Raw genomic sequence first — 26604 nt, forward strand, 5'->3', positions numbered from 1 at the left:
CCGTGCTGGCCGTCAACGAGAACCGCAAGCGCGCGATGGCGCGCAAGGTCAGCCAGGCGCTTGGCGGCTCGCTGCGCGGCAAGACCATCGCCGTGCTCGGCCTCACCTTCAAGCCCGACACCGACGATATGCGCGATGCGCCGTCGATCCCGCTGGTGACCGGCCTGATCGACATGGGCGCCAAGGTGAAGGCCTTCGATCCCGTCGGCATGGAGCAGGCGAAGAGTGAGCTGCCCAGCATCACCTATTGCGAGGACGCCTATTCCTGTGCGCAAGGCGCCGATGCGCTGGTTGTCGTCACCGAATGGGTGCAGTTCCGCGGCCTCGATCTCGACCGGCTGAAGAGTGTCATGGCGCAGCCCGTCGTCGTCGACCTCCGCAACATCTACAGCCCCGAAGACATGCACGCCGCCGGCTTCACCTACGAGAGCGTCGGCCGTCCGTCGTCTCAGGCCTAGTACACGAGCCGCGGGGCACTGAGCTTCGCGACCTTTCGCCCGCCTCGTCCCGAGGCGGGCGAAATCGTCTTCGATGCGATATGATCGGTCACACGAAGCGGTCGCGCCCGGCCCGTCGGCCTCGCTGCCGCTATGGAGATTGTCATGACCGACGACACGCACTCGATCCGCAGCGGCGGGCTGACCGCGACCATCAAGGCGCACGGCGCCGAAATGTGCTCGCTGAAGAGCGATGCCGGCCTCGAATTCGTCTGGCAGGCCGCACCGGCCTGGCCGCGCCACGCGCCGCTGTTGTTTCCCATCGTCGGGCGTCTCGCCAACGACGAGCTGCGGCACCGGGGCAAGACATACCGGATGACCCAGCACGGCTTTGCGCGCGACAGCCGCTTCACGTGGGCGGAGCGCGGCGAGAGCCGCTGTGTGCTCGTGCTCGAAGACAGCGAGACGACGCGCGCGCTTTACCCGTTCGCGTTCCGCCTGACGGCCACCTATGCGATCGACGACGCCGGTCTCGATCTCTCGCTCACGATCGCCAACACCGGCAAGGAAACATTGCCGGCTTCGCTCGGTGGCCATCCCGCATTCAACTGGCCGCTTGAGCCCGGCGTGTCCAAGGAAGACTATGCGCTGACCTTCGCGAACGCCGAGTCGTCGCCCGTCCGCCGTCTCGACGGCGGCTTGCTGCGCGCGGCAACGGAGCCAAGTCCCGTCAGCGGCACCGTGCTCCCCTTGTCCGAATCCCTGTTCGTCGATGACGCCATCATCTTCGATCGCATCGACAGCAATTCGGTGCTTTATGCGGCCGGGCCGAGTGCATCCAGCGGGCCCTGGCTAAAGATGTCCTGGCGCGGCTTTCGCGAGCTTGGCGTCTGGTCGAAACCATCGGGCGCGCCGTTCCTCTGCATCGAGCCATGGCGCGGCTATGCCAGCCCGGCCGGCTTCGACGGCGCGTTCAGTGACAAGCCCGGCCTGATGCATATCGCAGCCGGCGCCGAAGAGCGCTTGTCGTTCCGGATCGAGGTCGCATCGTCCTGAGATCGGTGGCCTTCAGACCTCGATCCGCGTGAGGTCCTCGCCGAGCACGACGGGACCCGAATAGTCCTGCCGGACATCCGCGAGCAGCGCGTTCAGCATGGAATCGTCGGTGCGCGGCCGGTGATGGGTCAGCGCGAGCTTCTTCACGCCGGCCTTGGCCGCGACCTTGCCGACCGTGTCGCCGCAGGCGATCGTGAATTTCGCAAGCCGGCGGAGGTGCTCGTTGTTGATCTCCGGCGTCGCGAGAAAGCAGCACTGCACCAGCAGGTCGGCTCCCTCAGCCAGTCGCTCCAGGCCGGGGCAGGGGACCGTGTCGCCGGATATCGCGATGACCTTGCCCTCTGCCTCGAAGCGGTAGCCGAGACACATCCAGCGCGCGAGGAAGGCCGGCGGCATGTCGAGGCCATCGCCATGCGAGACGAGCTCGGCGCTGATCTTCCAGCGCCCGGTGTCGAGAACCGGGCCCGGAATGATGTCGGTTGCGATGACCGGCTTCCAGCCGCCGAAGGTCGGCTCGCCCCGATCCCGCCAGGTGATGTCCTTGTCGTAGACCTGTGTGACCAGCGTGTTGACCAGCCGTTCGGTATCCGGCGGCCCATAGATGTGCAGCGCGTCCTTGCGCCCGTGCATCCATGAATTCAGCATCACATCGTAGAGGTCGCCGATGTGATCGAAGTGATGATGGGTGAGAAAGACCGTGTTGATGGCGCCAAGCGGCACGCCGGCCTTGCTGAGCTGCACCATGACGCCGCGGCCCGCGTCGAACAGGATGTTCTCTTCGCCGAGCCTGATCAGCGTGGTCGTCGCCATGCGGCGCGGGTCCGGGCGCGGGCCGCCGGTGCCGAGCAGTATGACTTCCATGGCGCCTACTCCAGCGTCCAGATCCCCCGGGGACTCACATTAGATTTGAAGTCCGCGGCGGGGCAAGCCGCATCGGGGGTCGGAGGCGTTGCCGTTTCTCCGAAGTGACGGGCTTCTTTGCATAAGCCGGTGGTTGAATCCGGGTCCCGATGTGCGCGGTCGCCCGTCTTGGGCCGGCTCCCGGCGCTCGCGCGAGCCGTGCCTGCGCGATGATGCGCGGGATGAGAATTGTGGGCCAATTCATACTTTATACGTCGAGACTGTGACCAATATTGTTTAGGCAACACAACACGCCTAGTATTCCAGCAGGCAATTTCGGGGGCTCGAACCAGTTGTGAATGTTCGTTCACAGGACAGCGCGTTGCGCGACGACTTGAATTTTCAGGCTGGCCCGCAAGCACACAGGACATCCACCATCGTGGCTGATCCCGCACGTCAGGACGTGCGTCCCGCAGGCCGCGAGCGGCTGATCGTCGTCGAAGACGATCCGGTGACGCGGACGATGCTGGTCGGTTACTTCGGCGAGAACAATTTCGACGTGGTCGGCGCCGGCTCCTGCGCGGAATGCCGCCAGGCGCTGCGTGGGCGCGCCGACCTCATCTTCCTCGACGTGCAGTTGCCCGACGGCGACGGCTTCGAGCTCGCCAAGGAAATCCAGGCGACCAGCAACGCGGGCATCATCTTCGTGACCCGCCGCGACACCGACGTCGATCGCATCCTCGGCCTCGAGATCGCGGGCGACCACTACGTCACCAAGCCGATCAATCTGCGCGACCTGCTTGCGCGCGCCCGCAGCGTGCTGCGGCGGCGCTCGATCGACCGCAAGGCGGCGCGCAACCACAATTCGATCGCCTTCGGCGACTGGATCATCGACCTGACGCGGCGCGAGCTGCTCGGCAACGACGGCAAGCCGGTGTCGCTGACGCGGGCCGAGTTCGACCTGCTGGCGGCGCTTGTCGGCGCCGACGGCAGGCCGCTCAGCCGTGACTATCTGATCGAGGTCGTCAGCAACCGCCAGGCCGAGGTCGACATCCGCACGGTCGATGCGCTGGTGGCGCGGCTGCGCCGCAAGCTCGTCGGCAGCGGCACGCCCGTGATCGCGACCGTCACCGGCGTCGGCTACAAGCTCGCGCTCAGCGAACGGCTCTAGCCTCATCCGTCGAAAGACCTGATCGCCCTCGCGCCTACCGCGCGCGGGCGCTCTGGTCCGTTATTGTCCTTTGCGCGGCCCCGACCAGACGGTCATCGACCGCATAGAGCGTGCAGGTGGGCGACCATTTCATGCAGGCGCCGAGCGAATCGCGCTGGGCATCGTCGGCCGTCGCGCGCCCCGAACGCCAGCCGTAACCGCCGTTGGGCGACACCGCAAAAGCTTTGTGCGGCACGGTGCTGGCGAGATAGCGCGCGAACTCGGCGCGCGCGGCCTCGTTGAGCTGGCCCGGCGGCGGCAGCGGATCGGGCGGACTGAGGACGTCGTGGCCGAGCCCGCGCTCGCGCAGGAAGGCGTCCACATACGGCGTCCATTGCGGACGGCCCGCCACGGAATAGAGATAATGGCCGTCGTCGCCGTAGGGCGCCGCCGCGACGAATTTCACGTTGCCGCCGCCGCCGCGAAACCCGTCATAGAGCCGGTGGGCGAGATCGGGCCCGAAGAACAGGTCGTTGGTCGCGTAAACCCACAGCATCGGCACGCGGGACGTCTTGCCGAAGGTGGCGAAGGCCTGCACCAGCCGACCCTCGTTGCAGACGTCGTCGTCGTCGCGCGAGCCGCGGCCGCCGGCAAAGCTGATCGCGGCGACGAGACCGGCCGGCGCCTGCGCCGTCAGCGCGACGGTGGCGAGCCCGCCGGCGGAATGGCCGGCCGCGATCATGCCCGACGTCGTGACGTCGGCCCGACGTGCCATCGCATCGATCGCCGCGCGCAAATCCGCGACCGCAACCGCCGCCGCGGGCAGGTAGGCCGCGTTGGCGCAGCCGCCGACGCTGTCGACGCGTCCGCCGGGCGAGGTGCCGTAGCCGCGCCGCATCACGATCAGCGCGGCAAAGCCGCGCCGGGCGTATTCCAGCGCGATGCCGTAATATTTGTGCGCGGACATGGTCGCGCGGTCGTCGAAATTGCGCGGCGAGCCGTGGCTGAGCAGCGCGAGCGGATAGCGCTTCGTCCCCGCCGGGCGCACCAGGAAAGCTTCCAGCCCCTGCGGCCCGGCCTCCGTCATCGGGATGCGCAGATCCTCGGTGTAGAACTCGGCGGCGTTCGCGCGAGCCGCAGCCCCCGCGATGGCGAGCAAGATAAGCACGGGCAGATGCCAGCGCGCGAGGTCCATGCGTGGATGATTCTCCGTGGCCGCGCGGATCATAACAGAACCGCATGACCCGGCGAACGGGCGTTGTCCGGATCGATCTAGCGTCCGCCCCGATCGTTCATCTCAACGTCTGAAGATAGGCGATGACATTGGCCCGGTCTGCGGGGTTCGGCAGCCCCTTGAAGAACATCTTGACGCCGTGGACGTCGCCGCGGGGGTCTGCGAGATAGGCGTCCAGCGTTGTTGGCGTCCAGGCCTGCTTGTTGGCCTTCATTGCATCAGAATAGGCGAAGTCCGGGACGATTGCGGGCTTTCGGTCGATGACATTCCAGAGACTTGGGCCGACCTTGTTCACCCCGATCACCGCCGCGTGGCAGTTCTCACAGGTTCGCTGGAAGACGGCCTTGCCCCTCGCCGGATCGCCCTCCGCGGCGGAGGCGGACGACGTGGCCAAAGACGATGTGGTCAGGGCCAGCATGAGCACGAAGATCAGACGACCGGTCATCTTAGTCTACTCCCCCACGGAATCAGCCAAGGAATCAGCCAAGGGATCAGGCGGCTAATCCCGCAAATCCCCCGCCTTCGTTTATCAATCGGAAAGCAGCGTGCCCCACGCGGCGCGGCGGCGTCTTTGTCCTGCATCAACCGATATCCGGGACCAAAGTACGAGGGCGCGCCATGCGTAATCGCCATGGATCATCCTGTGCGGATTGGCGTTGTCGGTTGATCGTTGACCGGAGCGCGGCATCGGGCCGGTTTGGCGACGGGCTGACCGATGGTATGGTGTTCTAGTGCGTCGTTCGAAGGGTACAGGGGAGTTGCAGTGGCAGAAGTCGATCCCGCGGCGGGTAAGCCGGTTGCGCCGAGCGCGCTCGCCAATATTCCGCGGCTGGTGACGGCCTATTTCGCCGGCAAGCCGGACGTGGCTGATCCGGCGCAACGGGTGGCGTTCGGCACCTCCGGTCATCGCGGCACCTCGTTCAGGAACACCTTCAACGAGGGCCATATCCTCGCGACCACGCAGGCAATTTGTGACTACAGAAAGGAGAAGGGGCTGACCGGCCCGCTCTTCATCGGCATCGACACCCACGCGCTGGCCGAGCCGGCGCTGGTCAGCGCCGTCGAGGTGTTCGCGGCGAACGGCGTCGACGTCATGGTCGACAAGGACGGCGGCTACACGCCGACGCCTGTCATCTCGCACGCGATCCTCACCTACAACAAGGGCCGCACGTCGGGCCTCGCGGACGGCGTCGTCGTCACGCCCTCGCACAATCCGCCGGAAGACGGCGGCTACAAATACAATCCGCCGCATGGCGGCCCGGCCGACACCGATGCGACTTCCGTCGTCGAGAAGCGTGCCAACGCCTATCTTGCCGACGGGCTCAAGGGCGTCGCGCGCATGGACTATGCCAGGGCAAAAAAGTCCGCGACCGTCCACGCCTACGACTTCATCACGCCCTACGTCGCCGATCTCGGCAACGTCGTCGATCTCGATCTCGTCAAATCCGCCGGCATCAATATCGGCATCGATCCGCTCGGCGGCGCCGCCGTGCATTACTGGCATCCGATCATCGAGCGCTACGGCCTCAAGGCCACCGTGGTGAACGAGGCGATCGATCCGACCTTCCGCTTCATGACCGTCGACTGGGACGGCAAGATCCGCATGGACTGCTCCTCGCCTTACGCGATGGCGAGCCTGATCGCGATGCGCGACCGCTTCGACGTTGCCTTCGCCAACGACACCGATGCCGACCGCCACGGCATCGTGACGCGCACCGGCGGCCTGATGAATCCGAACCATTATCTGGCGACCGCGATCTCGCATCTGTTCGCGCATCGCCCGAACTGGGGCAGGGACGCCGCGATCGGCAAGACCGTGGTGTCGAGCTCGATCATCGACCGCGTGGCCAAGAAACTCGGCCGCAAGCTGGTCGAGACGCCGGTCGGCTTCAAATGGTTTGTCGACGGCCTCCTCACGGGCGGCTTCGGCTTCGGCGGCGAGGAGAGTGCGGGGGCCTCGTTCCTGCGCCGCGACGGCACGGTGTGGACCACCGACAAGGACGGCATCATCCTCGGCCTGCTCGCCGCCGAGATCATGGCGAAGACCGGCCGCGATCCGAGTCAGCTGTTTGGCGACCTCACGGCCGAGTTCGGCGTGCCGCATTACGCGCGCATCGACGTCGCGGCGACCACACCGCAGAAGAACATCTTGAAGTCCGTCACGCCCGAGCAGCTCGGCCTGAAGGATCTCGCCGGCGATCCCGTCCGCGCCACGCTGAGCAAGGCGCCCGGCAACGGCCAGCCGTTCGGCGGCATCAAGGTCGAGACCGATTTCGGCTGGTTCGCAGCGAGGCCGTCGGGGACCGAGGACGTCTACAAGATCTACGCGGAGAGCTTTCGCAGCACCGAGCACCTGAAGCGGATTCAGGAAGAGGCCCAGGCCGGGCTGGCGAAGGTGTTCGGGGTGTAGTTGCCCTTAAGAGCAGAGCAAAATCACACGCGCTCACGATAGATCGTCATGCCCGGGCTTGTCCCGGGCATCCACGTTCTTCACACCGCGTGGCAACGCGTGGATGGCCGGGACAAGCCCGGCCATGACGCTATTGAGGCGCTCGTGACTAAGCTCTCAGGCCATATGCGGTGAGGATGTATACTGGATAGCCTATAATGGTAATTTAGTAGGGCTATTTCGGCCTTGAATGGCTCTTTTCCCTCCTCTATTGTATACATAACGTATTCATAAGCGGTGGGAGTGAGACCGATGACAAAACCCTTCCCGATGAACGCCTGGTACGCCGCCGCCTGGGACGCTGAGGTGAAGCCGGCGCTGTTGCCGCGGACGATCTGCGGCAAGCACGTCGTGATGTACCGCAAGGCCGACGGCGCGGTGGCAACTCTCGAGGATGCCTGCTGGCATCGCCTGGTGCCGCTGTCCAAGGGCCGGCTCGAGGGCGACACCGTCGTCTGCGGCTATCACGGCCTGAAGTACAATGCGCAGGGGCGCTGCACCTTCATGCCCTCGCAGGAGACCATCAATCCCTCGGCCTGCGTGCGCGCCTATCCCGTGGTCGAGCGGCATCGCTACATCTGGCTCTGGATGGGCGACCCCGCGCTGGCCGATCCCGCGCTCGTGCCCGACATGCACTGGAATCACGATCCGGCCTGGGCCGGCGACGGCAAGACCATCCGCGTCAATTGCGACTACCGTCTCGTGCTCGACAATCTCATGGACCTCACCCACGAGACCTTCGTGCACGGCTCCTCGATCGGCAACGACGCGGTCGCCGAAGCCCCGTTCGACGTCACCCATGGCGAGAAGACGGTGACGGTGACGCGCTGGATGCGGAACATCGAGCCGCCGCCGTTCTGGGCCAAGCAGCTCGGCAAGCCCGGCCTCGTCGACCGCTGGCAGATCATCCGCTTCGAGGCGCCCTGCACCATCGCTATCGACGTCGGCGTGGCGCCGACAGGCACCGGCGCGCCGGAAGGCGACCGCTCGCAGGGCGTCAACGGCTTCGTGCTCAACACCATCACGCCGGAGACGGAGAAGACCTGTCACTATTTCTGGGCCTTCGTCCGCAACTATCAGATCGGCGAGCAGCGCATCACCACCGAAATCCGCGAGGGCGTCTCCGGCATCTTCCACGAGGACGAGCTGATCCTCGAAGCGCAGCAGCGCGCGATGGACGAGAACCCGGATCGCGTCTTCTACAACCTCAACATCGACGCCGGTGCGATGTGGACGCGCAAGCTGATCGACAAGATGGTGGCGAAGGAAAACGCGCCGCAGCACCTTCGGGCCGCGGAGTAGCGATATGGCCGAGCGCGAGGTCGACCGCTCCGTCTCGCAGACCGTGAAGGCGCAGCTCGCACTGCGCGACCAGATCCTGTCGGGGTCCTTGCGTCCCGGCGAGCGCATCTCCGAGCTTCAGGCGGTGGAGACGACGGGTGCCTCGCGCACGCCGGTGCGCATGGCGCTGGTGCGGCTGGAGGAGGAGGGCCTGCTCGAGGCGATCCCCTCCGGCGGCTTCATGGTGAAGGCGTTCTCCGAGCGCGACATCTCCGATTCCATCGAGCTGCGCGGCACCTTAGAAGGACTCGCCGCGCGCTTTGCCGCCGAGCGCGGCGTCTCCGCGCGCGAGCTCGAGCCGTTGAAGGAATGTCTCGCCGCGATCGACGAATTGCTGCGCCAGGTGCCGATCTCGGTCGACGCCTTCTCGTCCTATGTCACGCTGAACGCGCGCTTCCACGCGCTGCTGACGGAATTGTCGCGCAGCCCGCCCTTGATCCGGCAGATCGACCGCGCCTCCGCGCTGCCATTCGCCTCGCCAAGCGGTTTTGTGATGGCGCAATCCGCATTGCCCGAAGCCCAACAGATCCTGATCATCGGGCAGGAGCATCACCGCGTCGTCATCGACGCCATCGAAAACCGCGAGGGCGCGCGCGCCGAAGCGATCATGCGCGAGCACGCGCGGCTCGCCGTGCGCAACCTGCGGCTCGCGCTGCGCAACCGGACCCATCTCGACCTCTTGCCGGCGCTCGCGCTGATCAAGACCGCAACCGACCAGGGCTAGTCACCATGCGCTTCATCGAAACCTGGACCCCGGCGACGCTCGTCTCGACGCGTGACCTTGCGCCCGGCATCCGCGAATTCCTGATCCTGCCCGACCAGTTCGACGGCGCCGCCTATCCGGTCGGCAGCCACATCAATGTCAGCGTGACCATCGACGGCCTGCCGGAGACGCGGTCCTATTCGCTGGTCGGCGAGGCCTCCTCGCGTGGCTTGCGGATCGCGGTGCGCCGCGCCGAGGATTCCCGCGGCGGCTCGCGCTATATGTGGCAATTGGCGCCGGGCGCGCGGCTCGACATCACCCAGCCCGCCTCGCTGCTCGCGGTCGACTGGGCGCGCGACAATTATTGCCTGATCGCCGGCGGCATCGGCATCACCCCGATTCTCGGCGCGGCGCAGGCGCTGGCGCGGCGAGGGGCAAACGTCACGCTGCACTATGCCGTGCGCTCGCGTAGCGAGGCCGCCTATCTCGACGATCTCGCCGGGATGCTCGGCGACCGCCTGGTGGTCCATGCGAGCGACGAAGGCCGCCGGCTCGACCTCGACGCGCTGTTCGCGTCACTGCCGCAAGGTGCGCTGGCGGTGTTCTGCGGCCCGATGCGGATGCTGGATGCCGCGCGCCACGCCTGGATCGGCGCCGGCCATCCGCTTCCCGATCTCCGCTATGAGACCTTCGGCTCCAGCGGCACGCTGCCGACCGAGACGTTTCGCGTGCGCTTGAAGGACACGAACATCGAGCTCGAAATTCCCCGCGAGCGCTCGATGCTGGACGTGCTCAATGCCAGCGGGCATGACGTGATGTATGACTGCAGGCGCGGCGAATGCGGGCTGTGTGCCATCGACGTGGTCGAGGTCGACGGCGAGATCGACCATCGCGACGTCTTCTTCAGCGACCATCAAAAACAGAGCAACCAGAAGATCTGCGCCTGCGTCTCCCGTGCCCGCGGCACCATCACCGTGGACACGTTGCTGCGCGCGGACGCGATCTGACCGGGCTGGAAGGCGTACCCGGAAAACGCGATCGGCCTGAAGGCTTGCGCATCCGCTCTGCGTGACGAAGCGGGCTTCGTTTGCCGCGCCAACGAGCCGGCAAGAGCGCTTCGTACGGTCCACCAATCATGATAGGATTGCTCTCGGCAGTCAAAGTGTTCAGCCGGTCTTGGACAACAAGGGTGGAGGTTCTGCCATGAAATCCAATTCGGTCTCGCGGGCAGTCGATGAGTTCGCCACAGGGAGTGCCGACTCGCTGATCTTGATCGGCCGCGTTCTGCTCGCATGGGTATTCGTCGGAAGCGCCTACGGAGCAATATCCGACTTCAGCGGCTCCGTGGGTTATTTGAGGTCCCTGCACCTTCCAGCACCTGAGCTGTTCACCATGACGAACATCGCACTGGAAGTATTGATATCCGTTGGTTTGATATTGGGCGTCGGCACGCGCTACTGTGCAATTCTGACGTTTGTGTTCGTCGTGGCGGCAACGGCTATCGCGCACCGCTACTGGGAGTATCCCGCGGGCGCGCAGCAGATTGGTCAATACAACCATTTCCTGAAGAACATCTCGATCATGGGAGGCGCGATGTTGATCTTCGTCACCGGGGCAGGCCGGTTCAGTTTCGATCGGGCATCGTAGCCGACATCACTTCAAGTTGGGCTTGAAAGCTTCCGCGATCACGCGGCGGACGCTCTTTGAGAGCGGTTTCAGGGCCTTGCTCAGGAAGGCGAACAGAAGCATCAGCCATGTCGCAAGCGCGGCACACCACAGCACGACGTCAAATATCTCAGGCATGATGATGCCCCTCAAAAATGACTACTCTGAAATGGGGGCAAGTGTTGCTTAGTGGAGCCGACACAGCAAGTCATCTTTAGAGGTAGCGCGCCGAAACACTCGGAAACCACTCTCAGAACAGCGGGTAGCCTTAGGTCATGGAAGCAGACCAATCCCATGATACCGGCGACTTTCCGACTGTATGCTCTACGCCGCGTAGGTCGCCACCAACTTTTTCGTGTCGAGCAGCGCGAGCACGCCATCGGCCGACACCGGCCGGCTGATCAGATAGCCTTGGACTTCGTCGCAACTGATCTGGCGCAGATATTCGAGCTGGTCGGCAGTCTCGACGCCTTCGGCGACCACGGCGATGCGCAGGTCGCGTGCGAGCGAAATCACCGACTTCACGATCGCGGCACAGTCGGGCTGCACCAGCATGTCGCTGATGAATGACTGGTCGATCTTGATGCGGCTGAACGGCAGCTTGCGCAAGTAAGTCAGTGACGAGAACCCGGTGCCGAAATCATCCAGCGCCACGGTGACGCCGAGTTGCAGCAGCGCGTTCAGGATCGACGCGGCCGAGCCGTATTTCGACAGCAGCATCGATTCCGTGATCTCGACCTCGAGCCGGCTGGGCGAGACCTTCGCGTCGGCCAGCGCCTGCACGATGGTCTGGAGGATGCCGGTGTTGTGAAACTGCGCCGCGGAGAAATTCACCGCGACCCTGATCTCTTCGGGCCAATCCGCCAGCGTGGTGCAGGCACGCCGGATCACCCATTCGCCGATCTCGTGGATCAGCCCTGTCTCCTCGGCGATGGGGATGAATTCACTCGGCGGCACCAGTCCGCGCGAGGGATGCTGCCAGCGCAACAGCGCCTCGAAGCCCGTGATCCGGTTCTCGGCGAGGTCGAGGAACGGCTGGAACGCCAGGAACAGCTCGTCCCTGGCGATCGCGCCCTCGAGGTCCGATTGCAGCGCCTTGCGGTCGCGCGACACCCTGTCGTCGCTGTCCTCGAAGAAACAGACCGTGCCGGGTCCCGCCTTCTTGGCGCGGTAGAGCGCGGCGTCGGCATTCTTCATGACGTCGAGCGCCGCGTTGCCGTCCCGTGGCGCCAGCACGATGCCGACGCTGGTTGCGCCCACGATCTGGCGGCCTTCGATCGGGAACGGCTCGGCGAACGACGCGACGAAGCGCTCGGCGATCTCGAGCGCATCTTCGGGCCGTGCCAGATTGGCCATCACCAGCGCGAACTCGTCGCCGCCGATGCGCGCGACGTGCTCGGCTGCGCGGGTGCAGCGTTGCAGGCGGCTTGCGACCTGGACCAGGAATTCGTCGCCGGCGGGATGGCCGAACTTGTCGTTGACCTCCTTGAAGCGATCGAGGTCGAGCAGCAGCACCGCGAACTCTTCGCCCGACAGGGCCAGCCGCTTCAAGGCGGCATCGAGCGTCTCGTTGAAGGCGAAGCGGTTGGGCAGATGCGTCAACGGATCCTGCCGCACCGTGCGCTCGGCCTCGACCTGCCGTATCACGCGCCGCGCAAACGAGAACGAATTGACGAACACGGCGCGGAGCAGCACGGTCCCGTAGACCGCCACCAGGATGGCGATCAGCAAATAGGCCACATCGTTGCTGCGTCCAAGGCAGATGGCGATCCCGAGGAAGAGGGGCGCCGTGAATGCGATCGCCGCGATCGGAATCGTGGCGAAGGCAAATGCGCCGCCGGCAAGCATCCCGGAGCACAGGCAGGTGATGACGAGTTTTCCGCCGGTGTCGGCGTCGGCGAAGAAGGCGACCGGTACGATGCCCCAGACAGCCCCGAGCACGAAGGCATTGCGCACCAGCCGGTGCACGGCGCGCCGCGAGACGAATTGCGGCTTGGTGATGCGGCGCGAGGCATGGGATTGCACACCGAACGCGATTGCGGCGCCGGCCACGGTGACCGCCCAGATCAGGGCGAACGCCCTGTCCGGCGACTGCCACAGCGCGATCGCCAGCACGGCGGCGTTGCAGGCATTGGCGAGCATGATGCCGACCGAATAGCCGAGCACCAGCGACATCTGTTCTGCGCGGATGTGACCGGCCAGCGCCTCGTCGGTTGCGGGACCGCCGAACGCTGACAGATCGCCGGCGAACAGCCGCGCGAAATAGGTGGTCAGTTGAGTCCGCATTCCAGAGCCTAGCAGGATGGGCCGTTCGTCCGGCTCGATCGGGAGAATTCGCTGCAAACCTTTGACGAACTATGAATTATCCCCGCTTGGCACGGTCGCCGCGACCACTTCTGCGTGTTCCAATCGACAGTATCGATAACAAATCGATACAAATGCGGCACCCCGCGTTACGGTTGTAACGCGAGGAACATTTCGCCACCAATTCTGCTGTCATGCCCCGCGAAGGCGGGGCATCCAGTACGCCGCGGCCTATCGGATCAATCACCGGCGCTGGTGGAATACTGGATCGCCCGCCTTCGCGGGCGATGACACCGGTGTCCGGGAGACGCGATCACCGCCCCAGCTGCTTCGGGTCGTAATAGAACCGTTCTTCGATCAACTCGTCACCCCGCCAGGTCTGCCACGCGATCTCATCCAACGTTCGGACGACCCCTTCAGCGCTGGTGAAGCTGAACCGCCAGCGTGTCGCGACAGTGTCGCCCTCGATCAGGCTCGGCCCGATGCGCGCGGCCTTGACCTCCTTGGTCGCTGCCAGCACACCGCGCTCTTTCGCTGCCAGTGCTTCCCGGCCGACAGTCGGCGCGGCGTTGTTTTCATAGGTGGCGGCGTCGGGCGCATAGAATTGTTCGATCGCGCCGACGAAATCCCCATCCTCCAGCCGCTTCGCAAAGGCTTCGACGATCTCACGGCTCGGCATGGCGCACCTTTCGATTAAAACCGACTGTTGGTCGGTAAATACCGACCGGTAGTCGAAAAGTCAACTGGCTGCGTGAAGCGAATTCGATTACACGAGATTGATGAGATGAAGCCCAGCTAGTGCCTCAACGAAGATGCGTTCCCTCCCCCCTTGTGGGGGAGGGCTAGGGAGAGGGGTAGCTCAGCAAAGAGTGCCAGTGGTTGATGATGCACCGAACGGATGCGCGATCGATGGAATCCCCGCGTGGCACCCCCCTAACTGACCCTCCCCCACAAGGGGGGAGGGAACGGAAAGAGCGTCGCTCGTGGCCGAACTCGCTTCGATCTCAACTCACCGCGCTATAGACGAGACGACATGGCGAAACAGGCGGAGCGGAGGGCGGCGACATCGGAGGCGATCCTGGCGGCGGCATGCCGCCTGTTCGGGACGCAGGGCTTTGCCGCCACCACGATGGACGAGATTGCGCAAGCGGCCTCCGTTGCCAAGGGCGCGGTCTACCATCACTTCAAGACCAAGGAGGCAGTGTTCGAGGCCGTATTCGACCTGGTCTCGCGCGACCTCGTCGCGGAGATCGACAGCACCGCGCGGGCCGAGAAGGACGTGCTCGCCGCGATGGTCGCCGGCACCCAGCATTACTTTGCAGCGACCGCCAAGGGCCCGACCGGTCAGATCATCCTGCGCGACGGCCCGGCCGTGCTGGGCTGGGAGCGTTGGCGAGAGATCGACGCGCAGCATTTTGGCGGCAAGCTGCCGCGCGCGATCGCGGCCGCGATGGAGGCCGGCCTGATCGCGCGGCAGCCGGTCGAGCCACTGGCGCGGCTGCTGCTCGGTGCGGTCACGGAGGCTGCGGTCGCCTGCGCCGGACGCGCCGATATCGCAAGGGCGGGCGCGGAATATGCCCGTGCGTTCAAGTCGCTGGTCGAGGCGCTGCGTCTGCGCGCATGATCGTGGTAAGTGACGAATCTGGAAACGCCCACATCAACAAGAAGACTAGTAAGACATGACCGCAAACTCCTCTCTCGCACCAATCGATCCCGAATTCGACTACATCATCGTCGGCGCCGGCTCCGCCGGCTGCGTGCTCGCCAACCGCCTGTCTGCGGACGGCAAGCACAGCGTGCTGCTGCTCGAGGCCGGCCCGAAAGATTCCAACATCTGGATCCACGTGCCGCTCGGCTACGGCAAACTGTTCAAGGAGAAGAGCGTCAACTGGATGTACCAGACCGAGCCGGAGCCCGAGCTGAAGGGGCGCCAGGTGTTCCAGCCGCGCGGTAAGACGCTGGGCGGCTCGAGCTCGATCAACGGCCTGCTCTATGTTCGCGGCCAGCACGAGGACTATGACCGCTGGCGCCAGCGCGGCAACACCGGCTGGGGCTATGACGACGTGCTGCCCTATTTCAAGAAGGCCGAGAGCCAGTCGCGCGGCGCCGACCAGTATCACGGCAGCGACGGCCCGCTGCCGGTCTCCAACATGACCGTGACCGATCCGCTGTCGAAGGCCTTCATCGACGCCGCGGTCGAGACCGGTCTGCCCTACAATCCCGATTTCAACGGCGCCACGCAGGAAGGCGTCGGCCTGTTCCAGACCACGACGCGCAACGGCCGCCGCGCCTCGACGTCGGTCGCCTATCTCGGCCCGGCGAAGACGCGCGGCAACCTCAGGATCGAGACCGAGGCGCTCGGCCAGCGCGTGCTGTTCGAGGGCCGCCGCGCCGTCGGCGTCGAGTATCGGCAGGGCGCAACTGTGCGCCGTGCCCGCGCGCGCAAGGAGATCGTGCTATCGAGCGGCGCCTACAATTCGCCGCAGCTGCTGCAACTCTCCGGCGTCGGCCCCGGCGATCTGCTGCGCAAGCACGGCATTGACGTGGTGCTGGATGCGCAAGGCGTCGGCCACGATCTCCAGGACCACATGCAGGTCCGCATCGTGATGCGCTGCTCGCAGAAGATCACGCTCAACGACACCGTCAATCATCCGCTCCGCCGCACGCTCGCCGGCGCGCGCTATGCGCTGTTCCGGAAGGGCTGGCTGACGATCGCGGCCGGTACGGCGGGTGCGTTCTTCAAGACCAGCCCGCGGCTTGCCTCGCCCGACATCCAGGTCCACTTCCTGCCGTTCTCGACCGACAAGATGGGCGAGAAGCTGCACGATTTCTCCGGCTTCACCGCCTCGGTCTGCCAGCTCCGCCCCGAAAGCCGGGGGACCTTGCGGATCCGGAGCGCCGACCCGACCGTGCCGCCGGAAATCCGCATCAACTACATGTCTACCGAGACCGATCGCACCACCAACGTCGAGGCCCTGAAGATCCTGCGCAAGATATTGAATGCGCCGGCGCTGAAGCCGTTCGTGGTCAGCGAATACGATCCCGGGGCGAAGGTATCCACGGATGGAGAGCTGCTCGATTATTGCCGCGAGCGTGGCAGCACCATCTACCATCCGACCTCGACCTGTCGTATGGGCAACGACGCGCTCGCGGTGGTGGACCAGCGGCTGAAGGTGAGGGGGCTCGAAGGCCTTCGCGTCGTCGACGGCTCGGTCATGCCGGACCTCGTATCGGGGAACACCAACGCGCCGATCATCATGATCGCCGAAAAGGCCTCCGACATGATATTGGAGGATGCGCGGTAAAACCCGCGCGAGAAGGAGCAGACAGTTTGGCTACGCGACTGAAGATCGGCACACGCAAGAGCGCGATGGCGCTGGCACAGACGGAAGAGATCGCGCGCCGCCTGACCGCCGCCGTGCCCGGTCTCGACGTCGAGATCGTCAAGTTCGACACCACGGGCGATCTCGACCAGACCAGCAAGCTGTTGCCGCATGGCGGCAAGGGCGGCGCCTTCGTGGCGCAGATCCGCGCCGCCGTCCTGTCGGGTGAGCTCCAGGCGGCGATGCATTCGCTGAAGGACATGCCGGGCAACGAGGACACGCCCGGCCTCGTCATCGGCGCCACGCTGTCACGCGATCCGCCAAGCGATGCGCTGGTGCTGCGCGACGGCGTGACGCTGGAGGCGCTGCGCCAGTCGCGCGGCAAGGGTTTTAAAATTGGCACCAATGCCGTCCGCCGGGGCGCCTATGCGCGGCGGTTGTTCCCCGATGTAGAAGTGATCCACTTCCGTGGGGCTGCTGACACGCGTGTGCGAAAGCTCGACAATGGCGAGAAGCAGCGCCTGCCGGATGGCGGCGCGGTGGGGCCGGCGGATGCGCTAATCATGGCGCGCTCGGGCCTTGATCGCGTTGGTCTGGCGAGCCGCATTGCCTACGAGTTTACGCCGGCGGAGATGTTGCCGGCGGCGGGGCAGGGCATCGTCGCCGTCGAATGCGCCGCGCAGGACTGGCAAACGCGAAAAATCCTGTCATCGATCGACGATCCCTCTGCACACGCCTCTGCCGATGCCGAGCGCGAAGTGCTGTGGGTGCTCAACGGTCACTGCAATTCGCCGGTGGCGGGCTTCTCGACCATCGCCGGCGATCAGATGTCGCTCACCGCATCCGTGCTCGACCTCTCCGGCAACACCATCATCGAAGCCTCGCGCACAGGCCCCGCCAACCGGCCGCGTGAGCTTGGCCGTGCGGTGGGACTTGAACTGCTGGGGAAGGGCGCTGCCGAGATCATCGAGCGCAGTCGGCCGCGCTAGCCTGCTGCTAAACGATCGTCGGTGCGATCATGTAATTCTGCGCCTGTCTTGCCCGACGAGTCAAACGTGATCGCGGCAGGGCTCAGAACCATGCCGACCGAAATTCTCCAATGATTTGTACTGTGCATCTACTGTGCATGGGGTTGTTTTCGCGTTTTTTGTTTCCGCCCCTTCGGGGGCGGGACTTGTCACCCCCGCACGCGCTTCAGCATCTGCTCGACATGGGCGATCGGCGTTTCCGGCTGGATGCCGTGGCCGAGATTGAAGATGAAGCGCCCTTGCGCAAAGTTCGCCAGCACGTTGTCGACCGCGCGGTCGAGCGCGGCCCCACCCGTGATCAGCACCAGCGGATCGAGATTGCCCTGCACGGCGACGCGTGATTGCACGCGCTCGCGGATGAAGGCCGGCTCCGCGGTCCAGTCGATGCTGACGCCGTTGACGCCGGTCGCCTCGACATAACCAGGCAATTGCGCGCCGGCGCCGCGGGGAAAGCCGATGATCTTCGCGTCCGGCACTTTTGCGCGCACGCCCTCGACGATGCGCCGCGTCGGCTCGACCGACCAGCGCGCGAACTCGGCGGGCGGCAGCACGCCGGCCCAGGTGTCGAAGATCTGCAAGGCATTGGCACCGGCTGCGAGCTGCGCCAGCAGATACTCGATCGAGTTGTCGACCAGCACGTCGATGATTTTCGCAAACGCGTCCGGATGCCGGTACGCCATCATCCGCGCCGGGGCTTGGTCGGGCGTGCCGTGGCCCGCGACCATGTAGGTCGCCACCGTCCACGGCGCGCCACAGAAGCCGATCAGCGCGGTCTTGGGATCGAGTGCGCCGCGCACGATCTTCAGCGCATCGAACACCGGCGCGAGCTTGCCGAAGTCGGCGCGCGGGGCGAGCGTGGCGACCTTCGCAGGATCATCCAGCGGCTCGAGCCGCGGGCCTTCGCCGACCTCGAAGCGCACTGAGCGGCCGAGCGCGTAGGGGATCACCAGAATGTCCGAGAAAATGATCGCCGCATCGAAGCCGAATCTCCGGATCGGTTGCAGCGTGACCTCGGCCGCAAGTTCCGGGTTGAAGCAGAGATCGAGGAAACCGCCGGCCTTCGCCCGCACCTCGCGATATTCCGGCAAATAGCGGCCGGCCTGGCGCATCATCCACATCGGCGGGATGGCTTGGCGCTGGCCGGAGAGCACGTCGATGAAGGGCTTTGTCGCTGACTGGGGCACGAAGGATCCTGAGCAAGGTTACGGCTCCTGATACACCGCCGCGGCCTTCAGCGGAACAGGGGAACAAGCGCAATTGGGCCGCGTTGACCAACCAATGGAGGAGATCATGGTTGAGTCATTCAATCCCGCGCCGCACGACAAGCACGCCGACGATCTGCATGAGGCACTCGTCGCCGATCGCCATGCGAAGCTCGATACCGGGCTCAAGGACAGCTTCCCGGCGTCCGATCCCGTGAGTGTCGCCCAGCCGACACCCTCGAAGGCCGATGCAGACGCGGACAATCCCTCGCTCTGGGACAAGGTTAAGGCCATCTTCAGCTAGCGGGAGGGGCGCCGGATTCCGATAGGTTCGCTAATACCCTGTTAGCGATGCGCTGATCCTTGCGTCCGTAGGACTACGGGAAAGCGCAGGTATCACGGTGTATTTCGGCAGTCATTTCAGAGTTCAATAACAGAAGCGGCAGAGTTTCCGAACGATCGGAGAATTCTGCCGCATGAGCGCTGCTACCCAACGAGCCGGATGGAGCCGCCTGCCGCTACGCGCGGCGGCGTTTGTCGTGCTGACCTGCGCGACCATCCTCGGCGTCAGCGCCTGGCGTGAATGGGCCGCTCGCGACGCGGTGCTCAAGGGCGCCGAGACCGAGATGGCGAACGTTGCGCGCTCGCTGACGCAGCATGCCGAGGACAGCCTCGATCTGCTCGATTCCGGCGTCGTCGGCGTCGTCAGCCGGCTGGAGATGGACGGCACCGACCCTGCCACGGTCGCCAAGCTCAGAAACCTCATGGAGGTGCGCAAGAAGGCGACGGAGCGCGTGCACAGCTTCGCCATCATCGACGACCATGGCAACTGGCTGACCTCGCCCGGCACGATCGGCTCGACGCTCAGCGACGACGCGTTCTTCCGCCATCACCAGCTCTCCCCGAAACGAGAGGCCCATCTCGGCCGTCCCGTGAAGAGCCTGCTCGATGGCGAATGGGTCCTCACCCTGTCGCGCCGCTTTAACAAGCCGGACGGCAGCTTTGGCGGCGTGGTGCTCGCGACCATCAGCTCCGGATATCTGTCGCATTTCTACGAGCAGTTCGAGATCGGCCGCAACAGCTCCGTGGCGCTGACGCATGGCGACGGCCTGATCGTCGCGCGCTACCCGAGCAACGAGAAATTCGTCGGACGCAGCGTCGCCGACAAGCCGCTGTTCCGCAACCCGAGCCTGCAACGGCCGAGCGGCGCCTATCACTTCAAGTCGCCGCTGGACGGCGCCGAACGCGTCAGCTTCTTCAAGCGCTCTGGCCGCTATCCGTTCTTCCTGCTCGCGACCGTCGACAAGGACCAACTGCTGGCGCCCTGGCGCGCCGCCGCGATTTCCCGCATGCTGTATGTGCTCGCGCTGGTCATGTTGATCGCGATCATCGGCGCGGTGCTGGTGCGGCAGTTGCAGCGGGGCCAGCGCATGGCGGCGGCCCTGGTCGAGAAGGAAGCACATTTCCGCCTGCTCGCAGAAGGCTCCAGCGACATGGTGACCCGTATCGGGCTCGACGAGCGGCTGCGCTATGTCTCTCCCTCGTCGGTCCGCGTCGTCGGCTGGCGGGCCAGCCAGCTGATCGGAACGCCCGCGCTCGCGGGCGTTCAAGCGGACGACCTGCCGCAGGTCCAGGCCCTCGTCGATGCCATGAAGCGCGGCGAGAAGGACGAGGTGCGCGTCACCTATCGCAACTCGCACCGGCAGAAGGGCGAAGTCTGGCTCGAATCGACCATGCGGGTGACACGCAAGGACAACGGCAGCGTCGACGGCGTGGTCGCGATCTCGCGCGACATCACCGAGCAGAAGACGCTGGAAACCAGGCTCGAGACGCTCGCGACCGAGGACAGCCTCACCGGGCTTGCCAACCGCCGCTGCTTCGACGACCGGCTGAACGACGAATGGGCGCGTGCCTATCGCGACCGCTCCAGCCTCGCCCTGCTCATGATCGACGTGGATCATTTCAAGGCCTACAACGACGAATATGGCCATCCCGCGGGCGACGCCTGCCTGCGCGTGGTCGCAAAGATCCTCGCGGCCGAGATGCACCGCGCCGGCGATCTGGCTGCGCGCTACGGCGGCGAGGAATTCGCCATGCTGCTCCCCAATACCGATGCGGCCGGCTGCGCCCGGATCGGCGAGCGGATCCGCGAGGCCATTCACCAGGCAGGCCTCGTCCACGCCTCGAGCCCGATTTCGGCATCTGTGACCGTCTCGCTTGGCGGCGCGACCTGCCGGCCGTCGTTCGAGCGCACCGCAGGGTCCGCTTCGCTGGTGGAGGCCGCCGACCGCGCGCTCTACGCCGCCAAGGATATGGGCCGTGACCGGCTGATGATGTCGGGCGAGGTCATGAACCTGCTGCCCAAAGCGTCCGGTCAGTAAAGGCCGTCCGGCAGCAATATCGCTCAATAATGCGGCGGGCGCTCGTTGGCGGGGCCCGGCGCATTCGTCTCGGCCTCCTGCAGCCGCTCACTGAACTGCGCGATCTGCCGCGTCAGCGCGTCGATCTGCTTCCACTGCGCGGTGATGGTCTGGTTCAGCGTCTCGATCGTGTCGTCCTGGTAGGCGAGGCGCGTCTCCAGCGTGTCGATGCGTTCGCTCAGCGTCTTGATCTCATTGGTCACGTGTTGCGTCCTTGTCCCGTTCCCGCAGTCCGTGGCCGAGCGCGACGCGCTCGTCGAACACGAAGCATTCGCCGCGCCAGCGGCTCTGCGCTTCCGGCACTTCTTCCAGATATTTCAGGATGCCGCCCTTGAGGTGATAGACCTCGGCAAAGCCGCGCGCGAGCAGGTGCGCGCTCGCCTTCTCGCAGCGGATGCCTCCGGTGCAGAACATCGCGATCCTGCGGTGTTTTGCCGGATCGAGCCGTTCCGCGGCAAAGTCCTTGAACTGGCCAAAGCTCTTGATACCGGGATCGACCGCGCCCTCGAACGTGCCCATCGCCACCTCGAAGGCGTTGCGGGTGTCCAGCACCAGCGTGTCCGGCGCCGCGATCAGCGCGTTCCAGGCGGCGGCATCGACATAGGTGCCGACCTGCCGGGTCGGATCGGCAGCCGCGTCCCCGAGCGTGACGATCTCCTTCTTCAGCCGCACCTTGAGCCGGCCGAACGGCATCGCCTCGGCGGTCGAGAATTTCAGCTCGAGATTGTCCAGCCGGCCGCCGAACATGACGCCATGGGCGAGTTCATGAGCGAAGGTGTCGATGGCGTCAGGTGCGCCGGCGATCGTGCCGTTGATGCCCTCCTGCGCCAGCAGCACGCTGCCCTTCAGCGCCAGGCCAGCGCAGAACGCGCGCAGCGGCTCGCGCAGCTCGCGGTAATCGGGCAGGGCGGCGAACTGGTAGAAGGCGGCGACCTTGGTGACCGAATTCTTGTCAGACATGGGGCTCGTTTAGCAGGCGGCCGGCGCCCAGAAAACCCGCATGGCCGGAGCTTGCAAAAGGTCTATACGCCCAGCGGATGGCAGCCATTTCCCTGGCATGCCAGCATTGCCCCGGCGGGCGGGAATGTGTCATGTAAGCCCGGTTTTTCCGAGAGGGCGCGCCGTGCGCGTGCACGGCCCAAGAGAGCAAGAATTCGCATGAGAAACTTCCATTTCCCCGGCAGGTCCACGGTTCACGCCACCAACGCGATGGTGGCGACCTCGCATCCGCAGGCCTCGCTGGCCGCGATCGAGGTGCTGCGCGAGGGCGGCACGGCAGTGGACGCGGCTGTGGCCGGCTCGGCCGTGCTCGGCGTGATCGAGCCGCAATCGACCGGCATCGGCGGCGACTGCTTCGCGCTGATCCAGCCGCGCGGTGAAGGCAAGATCATCGCCTATAACGGCTCCGGCCGGGCACCGAAGGCGGCGAATGCCGACTGGTATCTCGAGCGCAAGATCACGTCCGTGCCGCTGACCTCGGCGCACGCGGTCTCGATCCCCGGCGTGATCGACGCCTTCGCGACCGTGCTGCGCGATCACGGCAAGTTCGGCTTCGACCGCCTGCTCCAGCCCGCGATCAAGGCGGCCGAGGAAGGCTACGTCGTCGCCCCCCGCATCGCGTTCGACTGGAAGAACCAGTTGGAGAAGCTGAAGGGCGGCACCAACACCGTGCGTTACCTGTTGCCGGGCGGCAAGCCGCCGGTGGCCGGCGACATCATCCGCCAGGCCGAGCTCGGCAAGACGCTGCGCGCGATCGCCAAGGACGGCCGCGACGCCTTCTACAAGGGCGCGATCGCGGAAGACATGGTCGAGACCCTGCGCGGCATCGGCGGCCTGCACACGCTCGACGATTTCGCCGCGCATACCACCGAAGTGACGACGCCGATCGGCACCATGTACAAGGGCTACGACGTCTGGCAGTGCCCGCCGAACGGCCCGGGCGTCACTGCGCTTCTGATGCTCAACATCCTGTCGCGCTTCGACCTGACCAAGTATGCGCCCGTCAGCGTCGAGCGCTTCCATCTCGAGGCTGAAGCCGCGCGCATCGCCTACATGAACCGCGAGATGCATGTCGCCTCGCCCGACCACATGAAGATCAACGTCGCAGAGATGCTCGAAAAGGGCTTTGCCGACGAGTACATCAGCAAGATCCGCATGGACGGCATGCTCGACCTGCCGAACGTCGCGCCGCCGATGAACCCCTCGACCATCTACATCACGGTCGTGGACAAGGACCGCAACGTCTGCTCGTTCATCAATTCGGTCGCGCATTCCTTCGGCTCGGCGATCGTCTCGAACAAGACCGGCGTGCTGCTCCAGAACCGCGCCGGTGGCTTCCGCATCCAGCCGGGCCATCCGAACTGCATCGAGGGCGGCAAGCGCCCGCTCCACACGATCATGCCGGGCCTGCTCACCAAGGGCGGCCGTTCCACGATGCCGTTTGCGGTGATGGGCGGCCAGTACCAGCCGACCGGCCAGACCCATCTGTTGACCAACATCCTCGACTATGGCTGCGACGTGCAGGAGGCGATCGACATGCCGCGCGGCCTGCACTACGAGGGCCAGTACCAGCTCGAGGACAGCGTGCCGGCCGACATCGTCGAGGGCCTGAAGAAGCTCGGCCACAAGACCACCAGCGTGGTCGGCCCGCTTGGCGGCGCCCAGGCGATCTGGATCGACTGGGACAAGGGCACGCTCACCGGCGGTTCCGATCCGCGCAAGGACGGCTGCGCGCTGGGTTATTGATCGAGGGCCAGAGCTGCAACGTTACGGCTGGAAACTGCACCCTCGTTGCGCTAGACACCTCCCGCCTCAAACGGAAGGTGTCTTATGCAGCGTTTCCAGCGCGTGCTCCTCGCCATCATGTCGGCACTCGCGATCACCGTGATCGCCGGCGTGTCCGATTTCGTTTCCACCACGGCCTCGGCCCAGACCGCAGGAAAGACCATGACCACAGCTTCAGGCTTGCAAATCATCGACACCGCCGTCGGCACCGGCGCCTCGCCGCAGCCCGGCCAGATCTGCGTGATGCACTATACCGGCTGGCTTTATGAAAACGGCCAGAAGGGCAAGAAATTCGACTCCTCGGTCGATCGCAAGGAGCCGTTCGAGTTTCCGATCGGCAAGGGCCGCGTGATCGCCGGCTGGGACGAGGGCGTCGCCTCGATGAAGGTCGGTGGCAAGCGCACGCTGATCATCCCGCCGCAGCTCGGCTATGGCGCGCGCGGCGCCGGCGGCGTGATCCCGCCGAACGCGACGCTGATGTTCGACGTGGAATTGCTCGCGGTGAAGTGACGGCGCAGCGTCATTCCGGGATGGTCCGCAGGACCAGGCCCGGAATCTCGAGATTCCGGGTTCGCTTCGCGCCCCGGAATGACGGTGCGAATGGACAAAACAAAAAAGACCGGCCTTGCGGCCGGTCTTTTCGTTTGCAGCTCTGCGCGCGTCACTCTGCCGCGCGCCTCGCTGCAGCCGCGGCGCGATCGATCGCTTCCTTCGCGGCGTCCTTGGCATCGCCCATGGCCTGCTGGCCCTTGCCCTTCACCTCCTGGACCACGCCTTCGCCCTTCAGGCGGTCGGAACCGGTTGCCTCGCCGATGCCCTGCTTGGCCTTGCCGATCGCCTCGTTGGCGTTGCCTTTGATCTTGTCGGTCGTGCTACCCATGAAACTCTCCTTCCAGTTCTATCGCGGGGACAACACGGGACGACTACGAGCGTTCCTTTTTTGGTATGGCTTGATGTCGCGGCTTTGGTTAGTTTGCCGCGCACGGAACCAACAGAAAGCAAGATCATGACGGGCCATGACCACACGCATTCCCACCATGCACACGATCATGACGATCGCTGGAAACATGACGGCGTGCGCGTCATTCCCGGCAACCAGCTCGATACCAACGTGCCGTCGACGGCCGGCATGGACCGCGCGGCCGCCATCAACTTTGCACGCGTCGGTGCGCAGAAATTGTGGGCGGGCACGGTCAGCATCAAGCCCGACGCCAAGACCGGTGCACATCACCACGGCCATCTCGAAAGCGTCATCTATGTGGTGAAGGGCAAGGCGAGGATGCGCTGGGGCGAGAGCCTGCAATTCACCGCGGAGGCCGGCCCCGGCGATTTCATCTTCGTTCCGCCCTACGTGCCGCACCAGGAGATCAACGCCAGCCCCGACGAGGTGCTGGAATGCGTGCTGGTGCGCAGCGACGGCGAGGCGGTGGCGATCAATCTCGACATCGAGCCGGTCGAGAAGCCGGAGACCGTGCTGTGGATCGATCCGGTGCACCGGGACCCGAACGAGAAGAAGTAAGGCCGGCCCGGGCCTGCCGGTTCTGTGCGACAGAACTACGGCAGGCGGGCCTGAAAAAAATATCCGGAAGCCGTGTCGGATGGCCGTCTGCCCGTCCGTCCTTGGGCAGAACCCCGCCCAAGGAGCTTCCGATGCCCAAGATGATCTTCGTCAACCTGCCGGTGACCGACCTCAAGCGCGCCACGGCCTTTTATGAGGCGGTCGGCGCGGTCAGGAACCCGCAGTTCTGCGACGATACGGCGAGCTGCATGGTCTTCTCCGAGACCATTTTCGCCATGCTCCTGACCCACGACAAATTCCGCCAGTTCACACCCAAGCCGATTGCGGATGCGAAGACCTCGAACCAGGTGCTGCTCTGCCTGTCGGCCGACAGCCGCGACGAAGTCGACGCCATCGTCGGCAAGGCCGAGGTCGCGGGCGGGGTGGCCGATCCCAGCCCGAAGGATGAGTACAGCTTCATGTACGGCCGCAGCTTCGAGGATCCGGATGGCCATATGTGGGGTGTGAATTGGATGGACCTCGCGGCATTCGCCGCGCAGTCCGAGATGGCGAACGCCTGATCGAAAATCCGAGAGCATTGAAAACCTGAAGAGGAGCGTTCTCCATGTCCAAGCTCGTGCCCTGCATGTGGTTCAACGGCGATGCCGAGGAAGCCGCGAAGTTCTACGTCTCGCTCGTTCCGAATTCGGAGATCACGCACGTCCAGCGCAACGTTTCGGACGGCCCATCCGGCAAGACAGGCTCCGTGCTCGTCGTCGAGTTCACGGTGGCCGGGCAGCCCCTGGTCGCGCTCAACGGCGGCATGAAGATGGAGTACACCCACGCGATCTCGCTGATGATCCATTGCGACGACCAGGCCCAGGTCGACAGCGTCTGGAACGCCTTCATCGCCCATGGCGGCAAGGAAGAGCAGTGCGGCTGGCTCAGGGATCGCTGGGGCGTGGCCTGGCAGGTCGTGCCGAAGGTGATGTTCGAATTCCTTACGAGCCCCGACAAGGCCGCGGCCGCGCGCGCGATGCAGGCCATGATGAAGATGGTGAAGCTCGACGTCGCCGTGTTGCGTCAGGCGTTCGAGGGCAAGTCGGCGGCGTGACGGCGGCACAGGTGCCGTAGGGTGGGCAAAGGCGCTATTGCGCCGTGCCCACCATC

Annotated in this window: 28 protein-coding genes; 18 read left to right on the top strand and 10 right to left on the bottom strand. The window is 65.2% G+C overall.

Annotated features, from left to right (window positions below; all coding sequences use genetic code 11):
* Together WN73_RS40805 and WN73_RS40810 are read left to right on the top strand one after the other, a co-directional pair.
* Nucleotides 1-458 (top strand): UDP binding domain-containing protein (locus WN73_RS40805; RefSeq protein ID WP_271557960.1); only part of this gene is annotated, 458 nt, incomplete at its 5' end.
* A gap of 144 nt (nt 459-602) precedes the next feature.
* Complete coding sequence (locus tag WN73_RS40810) at nt 603-1493, top strand: aldose 1-epimerase family protein (RefSeq protein ID WP_028175095.1); 891 nt, start codon at nt 603-605, stop codon at nt 1491-1493.
* A 12-nt stretch (nt 1494-1505) separates the two neighbouring features.
* Here WN73_RS40810 and WN73_RS40815 read toward each other — a convergent pair whose 3' ends face one another.
* Complete coding sequence (locus tag WN73_RS40815) at nt 1506-2354, bottom strand: MBL fold metallo-hydrolase (protein ID WP_271557961.1); 849 nt, start codon at nt 2352-2354, stop codon at nt 1506-1508.
* A gap of 334 nt (nt 2355-2688) precedes the next feature.
* Between WN73_RS40815 and WN73_RS40820 the strand changes: the two genes are divergently transcribed.
* Complete coding sequence (locus WN73_RS40820; RefSeq protein ID WP_011085173.1) at nt 2689-3504, top strand: response regulator transcription factor; 816 nt, start codon at nt 2689-2691, stop codon at nt 3502-3504.
* A 34-nt stretch (nt 3505-3538) separates the two neighbouring features.
* Here WN73_RS40820 and WN73_RS40825 read toward each other — a convergent pair whose 3' ends face one another.
* Together WN73_RS40825 and WN73_RS40830 are read right to left on the bottom strand one after the other, a co-directional pair.
* Entirely contained in the window at nt 3539-4678 is a 1140-nt protein-coding gene (locus WN73_RS40825) for an alpha/beta hydrolase family protein (RefSeq protein WP_271557963.1), read from the bottom strand.
* Between the two features lie 97 nt (nt 4679-4775).
* Nucleotides 4776-5162, bottom strand: a complete 387-nt coding sequence (locus WN73_RS40830; RefSeq protein WP_028175093.1) for a c-type cytochrome — start codon at nt 5160-5162, stop codon at nt 4776-4778.
* A 318-nt stretch (nt 5163-5480) separates the two neighbouring features.
* On the opposite strand from WN73_RS40830, the gene pgm reads away from it, so the two are divergent.
* From pgm to WN73_RS40855, 5 genes are all read left to right on the top strand, one after another.
* Nucleotides 5481-7127: a phosphoglucomutase (alpha-D-glucose-1,6-bisphosphate-dependent) gene (pgm, locus tag WN73_RS40835; RefSeq protein ID WP_271557966.1), complete on the top strand. Its 1647-nt coding sequence runs from the start codon at nt 5481-5483 to the stop codon at nt 7125-7127.
* Between the two features lie 291 nt (nt 7128-7418).
* The gene (locus WN73_RS40840; protein ID WP_271557968.1) at nt 7419-8468 is read left to right on the top strand and encodes an aromatic ring-hydroxylating dioxygenase subunit alpha; all 1050 of its coding nucleotides are present in this window, start codon (nt 7419-7421) and stop codon (nt 8466-8468) included.
* A 4-nt stretch (nt 8469-8472) separates the two neighbouring features.
* Nucleotides 8473-9231 carry a GntR family transcriptional regulator gene (locus WN73_RS40845; protein WP_060910794.1) on the top strand — a complete coding sequence of 253 codons (759 nt, stop codon included), beginning with the start codon at nt 8473-8475 and terminating at the stop codon, nt 9229-9231.
* 5 nt (nt 9232-9236) lie between these two features.
* Nucleotides 9237-10217, top strand: a complete 981-nt coding sequence (locus WN73_RS40850) for a PDR/VanB family oxidoreductase (protein WP_271557970.1) — start codon at nt 9237-9239, stop codon at nt 10215-10217.
* A gap of 196 nt (nt 10218-10413) precedes the next feature.
* The gene (locus WN73_RS40855; protein ID WP_271557972.1) at nt 10414-10857 is read left to right on the top strand and encodes a DoxX family protein; all 444 of its coding nucleotides are present in this window, start codon (nt 10414-10416) and stop codon (nt 10855-10857) included.
* 6 nt (nt 10858-10863) lie between these two features.
* Here WN73_RS40855 and WN73_RS40860 read toward each other — a convergent pair whose 3' ends face one another.
* The 3 genes from WN73_RS40860 to WN73_RS40870 form a co-directional block, all read right to left on the bottom strand.
* Nucleotides 10864-11013, bottom strand: a complete 150-nt coding sequence (locus WN73_RS40860) for a hypothetical protein (protein WP_166466020.1) — start codon at nt 11011-11013, stop codon at nt 10864-10866.
* Between the two features lie 186 nt (nt 11014-11199).
* A complete protein-coding gene (locus WN73_RS40865) occupies nt 11200-13161 on the bottom strand; it encodes a putative bifunctional diguanylate cyclase/phosphodiesterase (protein ID WP_271557974.1) in 1962 nt (653 codons plus the stop codon).
* 331 nt (nt 13162-13492) lie between these two features.
* Complete coding sequence (locus WN73_RS40870; RefSeq protein WP_011085182.1) at nt 13493-13858, bottom strand: nuclear transport factor 2 family protein; 366 nt, start codon at nt 13856-13858, stop codon at nt 13493-13495.
* A 354-nt stretch (nt 13859-14212) separates the two neighbouring features.
* Here WN73_RS40870 and WN73_RS40875 point away from each other — a divergent pair, with 354 nt between their 5' ends.
* Genes WN73_RS40875 through hemC form a run of 3 tightly spaced genes read left to right on the top strand, consistent with a single transcriptional unit; the run spans nt 14213 to nt 17491 of the window.
* A complete protein-coding gene (locus tag WN73_RS40875) occupies nt 14213-14803 on the top strand; it encodes a TetR/AcrR family transcriptional regulator (RefSeq protein WP_271557977.1) in 591 nt (196 codons plus the stop codon).
* A 55-nt stretch (nt 14804-14858) separates the two neighbouring features.
* Nucleotides 14859-16484, top strand: coding sequence for a GMC family oxidoreductase (locus tag WN73_RS40880; RefSeq protein WP_028175085.1), 1626 nt, complete (start codon nt 14859-14861; stop codon nt 16482-16484).
* Nucleotides 16485-16510: 26 nt separating this feature from the next.
* Nucleotides 16511-17491 carry a hydroxymethylbilane synthase gene (hemC, locus tag WN73_RS40885; RefSeq protein WP_028175084.1) on the top strand — a complete coding sequence of 327 codons (981 nt, stop codon included), beginning with the start codon at nt 16511-16513 and terminating at the stop codon, nt 17489-17491.
* A gap of 188 nt (nt 17492-17679) precedes the next feature.
* Here the strand turns inward: hemC and hemE are convergent, their stop codons facing one another.
* On the bottom strand, nt 17680-18714 hold the full coding sequence (hemE, locus tag WN73_RS40890) for a uroporphyrinogen decarboxylase (protein ID WP_011085186.1): 1035 nt from the start codon (nt 18712-18714) through the stop codon (nt 17680-17682).
* A 106-nt stretch (nt 18715-18820) separates the two neighbouring features.
* On the opposite strand from hemE, the gene WN73_RS40895 reads away from it, so the two are divergent.
* Both WN73_RS40895 and WN73_RS40900 read left to right on the top strand, forming a co-directional pair.
* Nucleotides 18821-19036, top strand: a complete 216-nt coding sequence (locus WN73_RS40895) for a hypothetical protein (RefSeq protein WP_060912948.1) — start codon at nt 18821-18823, stop codon at nt 19034-19036.
* Between the two features lie 172 nt (nt 19037-19208).
* Nucleotides 19209-21113 carry a sensor domain-containing diguanylate cyclase gene (locus WN73_RS40900; protein WP_271557981.1) on the top strand — a complete coding sequence of 635 codons (1905 nt, stop codon included), beginning with the start codon at nt 19209-19211 and terminating at the stop codon, nt 21111-21113.
* A gap of 23 nt (nt 21114-21136) precedes the next feature.
* On the opposite strand, the gene WN73_RS40905 is transcribed toward WN73_RS40900, so the two are convergent.
* The gene (locus WN73_RS40905) at nt 21137-21355 is read right to left on the bottom strand and encodes a SlyX family protein (protein WP_271557983.1); all 219 of its coding nucleotides are present in this window, start codon (nt 21353-21355) and stop codon (nt 21137-21139) included.
* A complete protein-coding gene (trhO, locus tag WN73_RS40910; RefSeq protein ID WP_028175081.1) occupies nt 21345-22112 on the bottom strand; it encodes an oxygen-dependent tRNA uridine(34) hydroxylase TrhO in 768 nt (255 codons plus the stop codon). Before trhO ends, WN73_RS40905 begins: the two co-directional genes overlap by 11 nt.
* 198 nt (nt 22113-22310) lie before the next feature.
* Between trhO and ggt the strand changes: the two genes are divergently transcribed.
* Nucleotides 22311-23897, top strand: coding sequence for a gamma-glutamyltransferase (ggt, locus tag WN73_RS40915; RefSeq protein WP_271557986.1), 1587 nt, complete (start codon nt 22311-22313; stop codon nt 23895-23897).
* Nucleotides 23898-23981: 84 nt separating this feature from the next.
* Nucleotides 23982-24446: an FKBP-type peptidyl-prolyl cis-trans isomerase gene (locus WN73_RS40920; RefSeq protein WP_011085192.1), complete on the top strand. Its 465-nt coding sequence runs from the start codon at nt 23982-23984 to the stop codon at nt 24444-24446.
* Nucleotides 24447-24597: 151 nt separating this feature from the next.
* On the opposite strand, the gene WN73_RS40925 is transcribed toward WN73_RS40920, so the two are convergent.
* Complete coding sequence (locus WN73_RS40925; RefSeq protein WP_011085193.1) at nt 24598-24816, bottom strand: CsbD family protein; 219 nt, start codon at nt 24814-24816, stop codon at nt 24598-24600.
* Between the two features lie 126 nt (nt 24817-24942).
* Between WN73_RS40925 and WN73_RS40930 the strand changes: the two genes are divergently transcribed.
* From WN73_RS40930 to WN73_RS40940, 3 genes are all read left to right on the top strand, one after another.
* The gene (locus WN73_RS40930; protein WP_011085194.1) at nt 24943-25455 is read left to right on the top strand and encodes a cupin domain-containing protein; all 513 of its coding nucleotides are present in this window, start codon (nt 24943-24945) and stop codon (nt 25453-25455) included.
* A 131-nt stretch (nt 25456-25586) separates the two neighbouring features.
* Entirely contained in the window at nt 25587-26015 is a 429-nt protein-coding gene (locus WN73_RS40935) for a VOC family protein (protein WP_028175078.1), read from the top strand.
* Nucleotides 26016-26059: 44 nt separating this feature from the next.
* Complete coding sequence (locus tag WN73_RS40940) at nt 26060-26548, top strand: VOC family protein (protein WP_011085196.1); 489 nt, start codon at nt 26060-26062, stop codon at nt 26546-26548.
* Nucleotides 26549-26604 lie beyond the last annotated feature (56 nt).

It is taken from the genome of Bradyrhizobium sp. CCBAU 45394, assembly GCF_028128655.1.
GTDB lineage: Bacteria > Pseudomonadota > Alphaproteobacteria > Rhizobiales > Xanthobacteraceae > Bradyrhizobium > Bradyrhizobium diazoefficiens.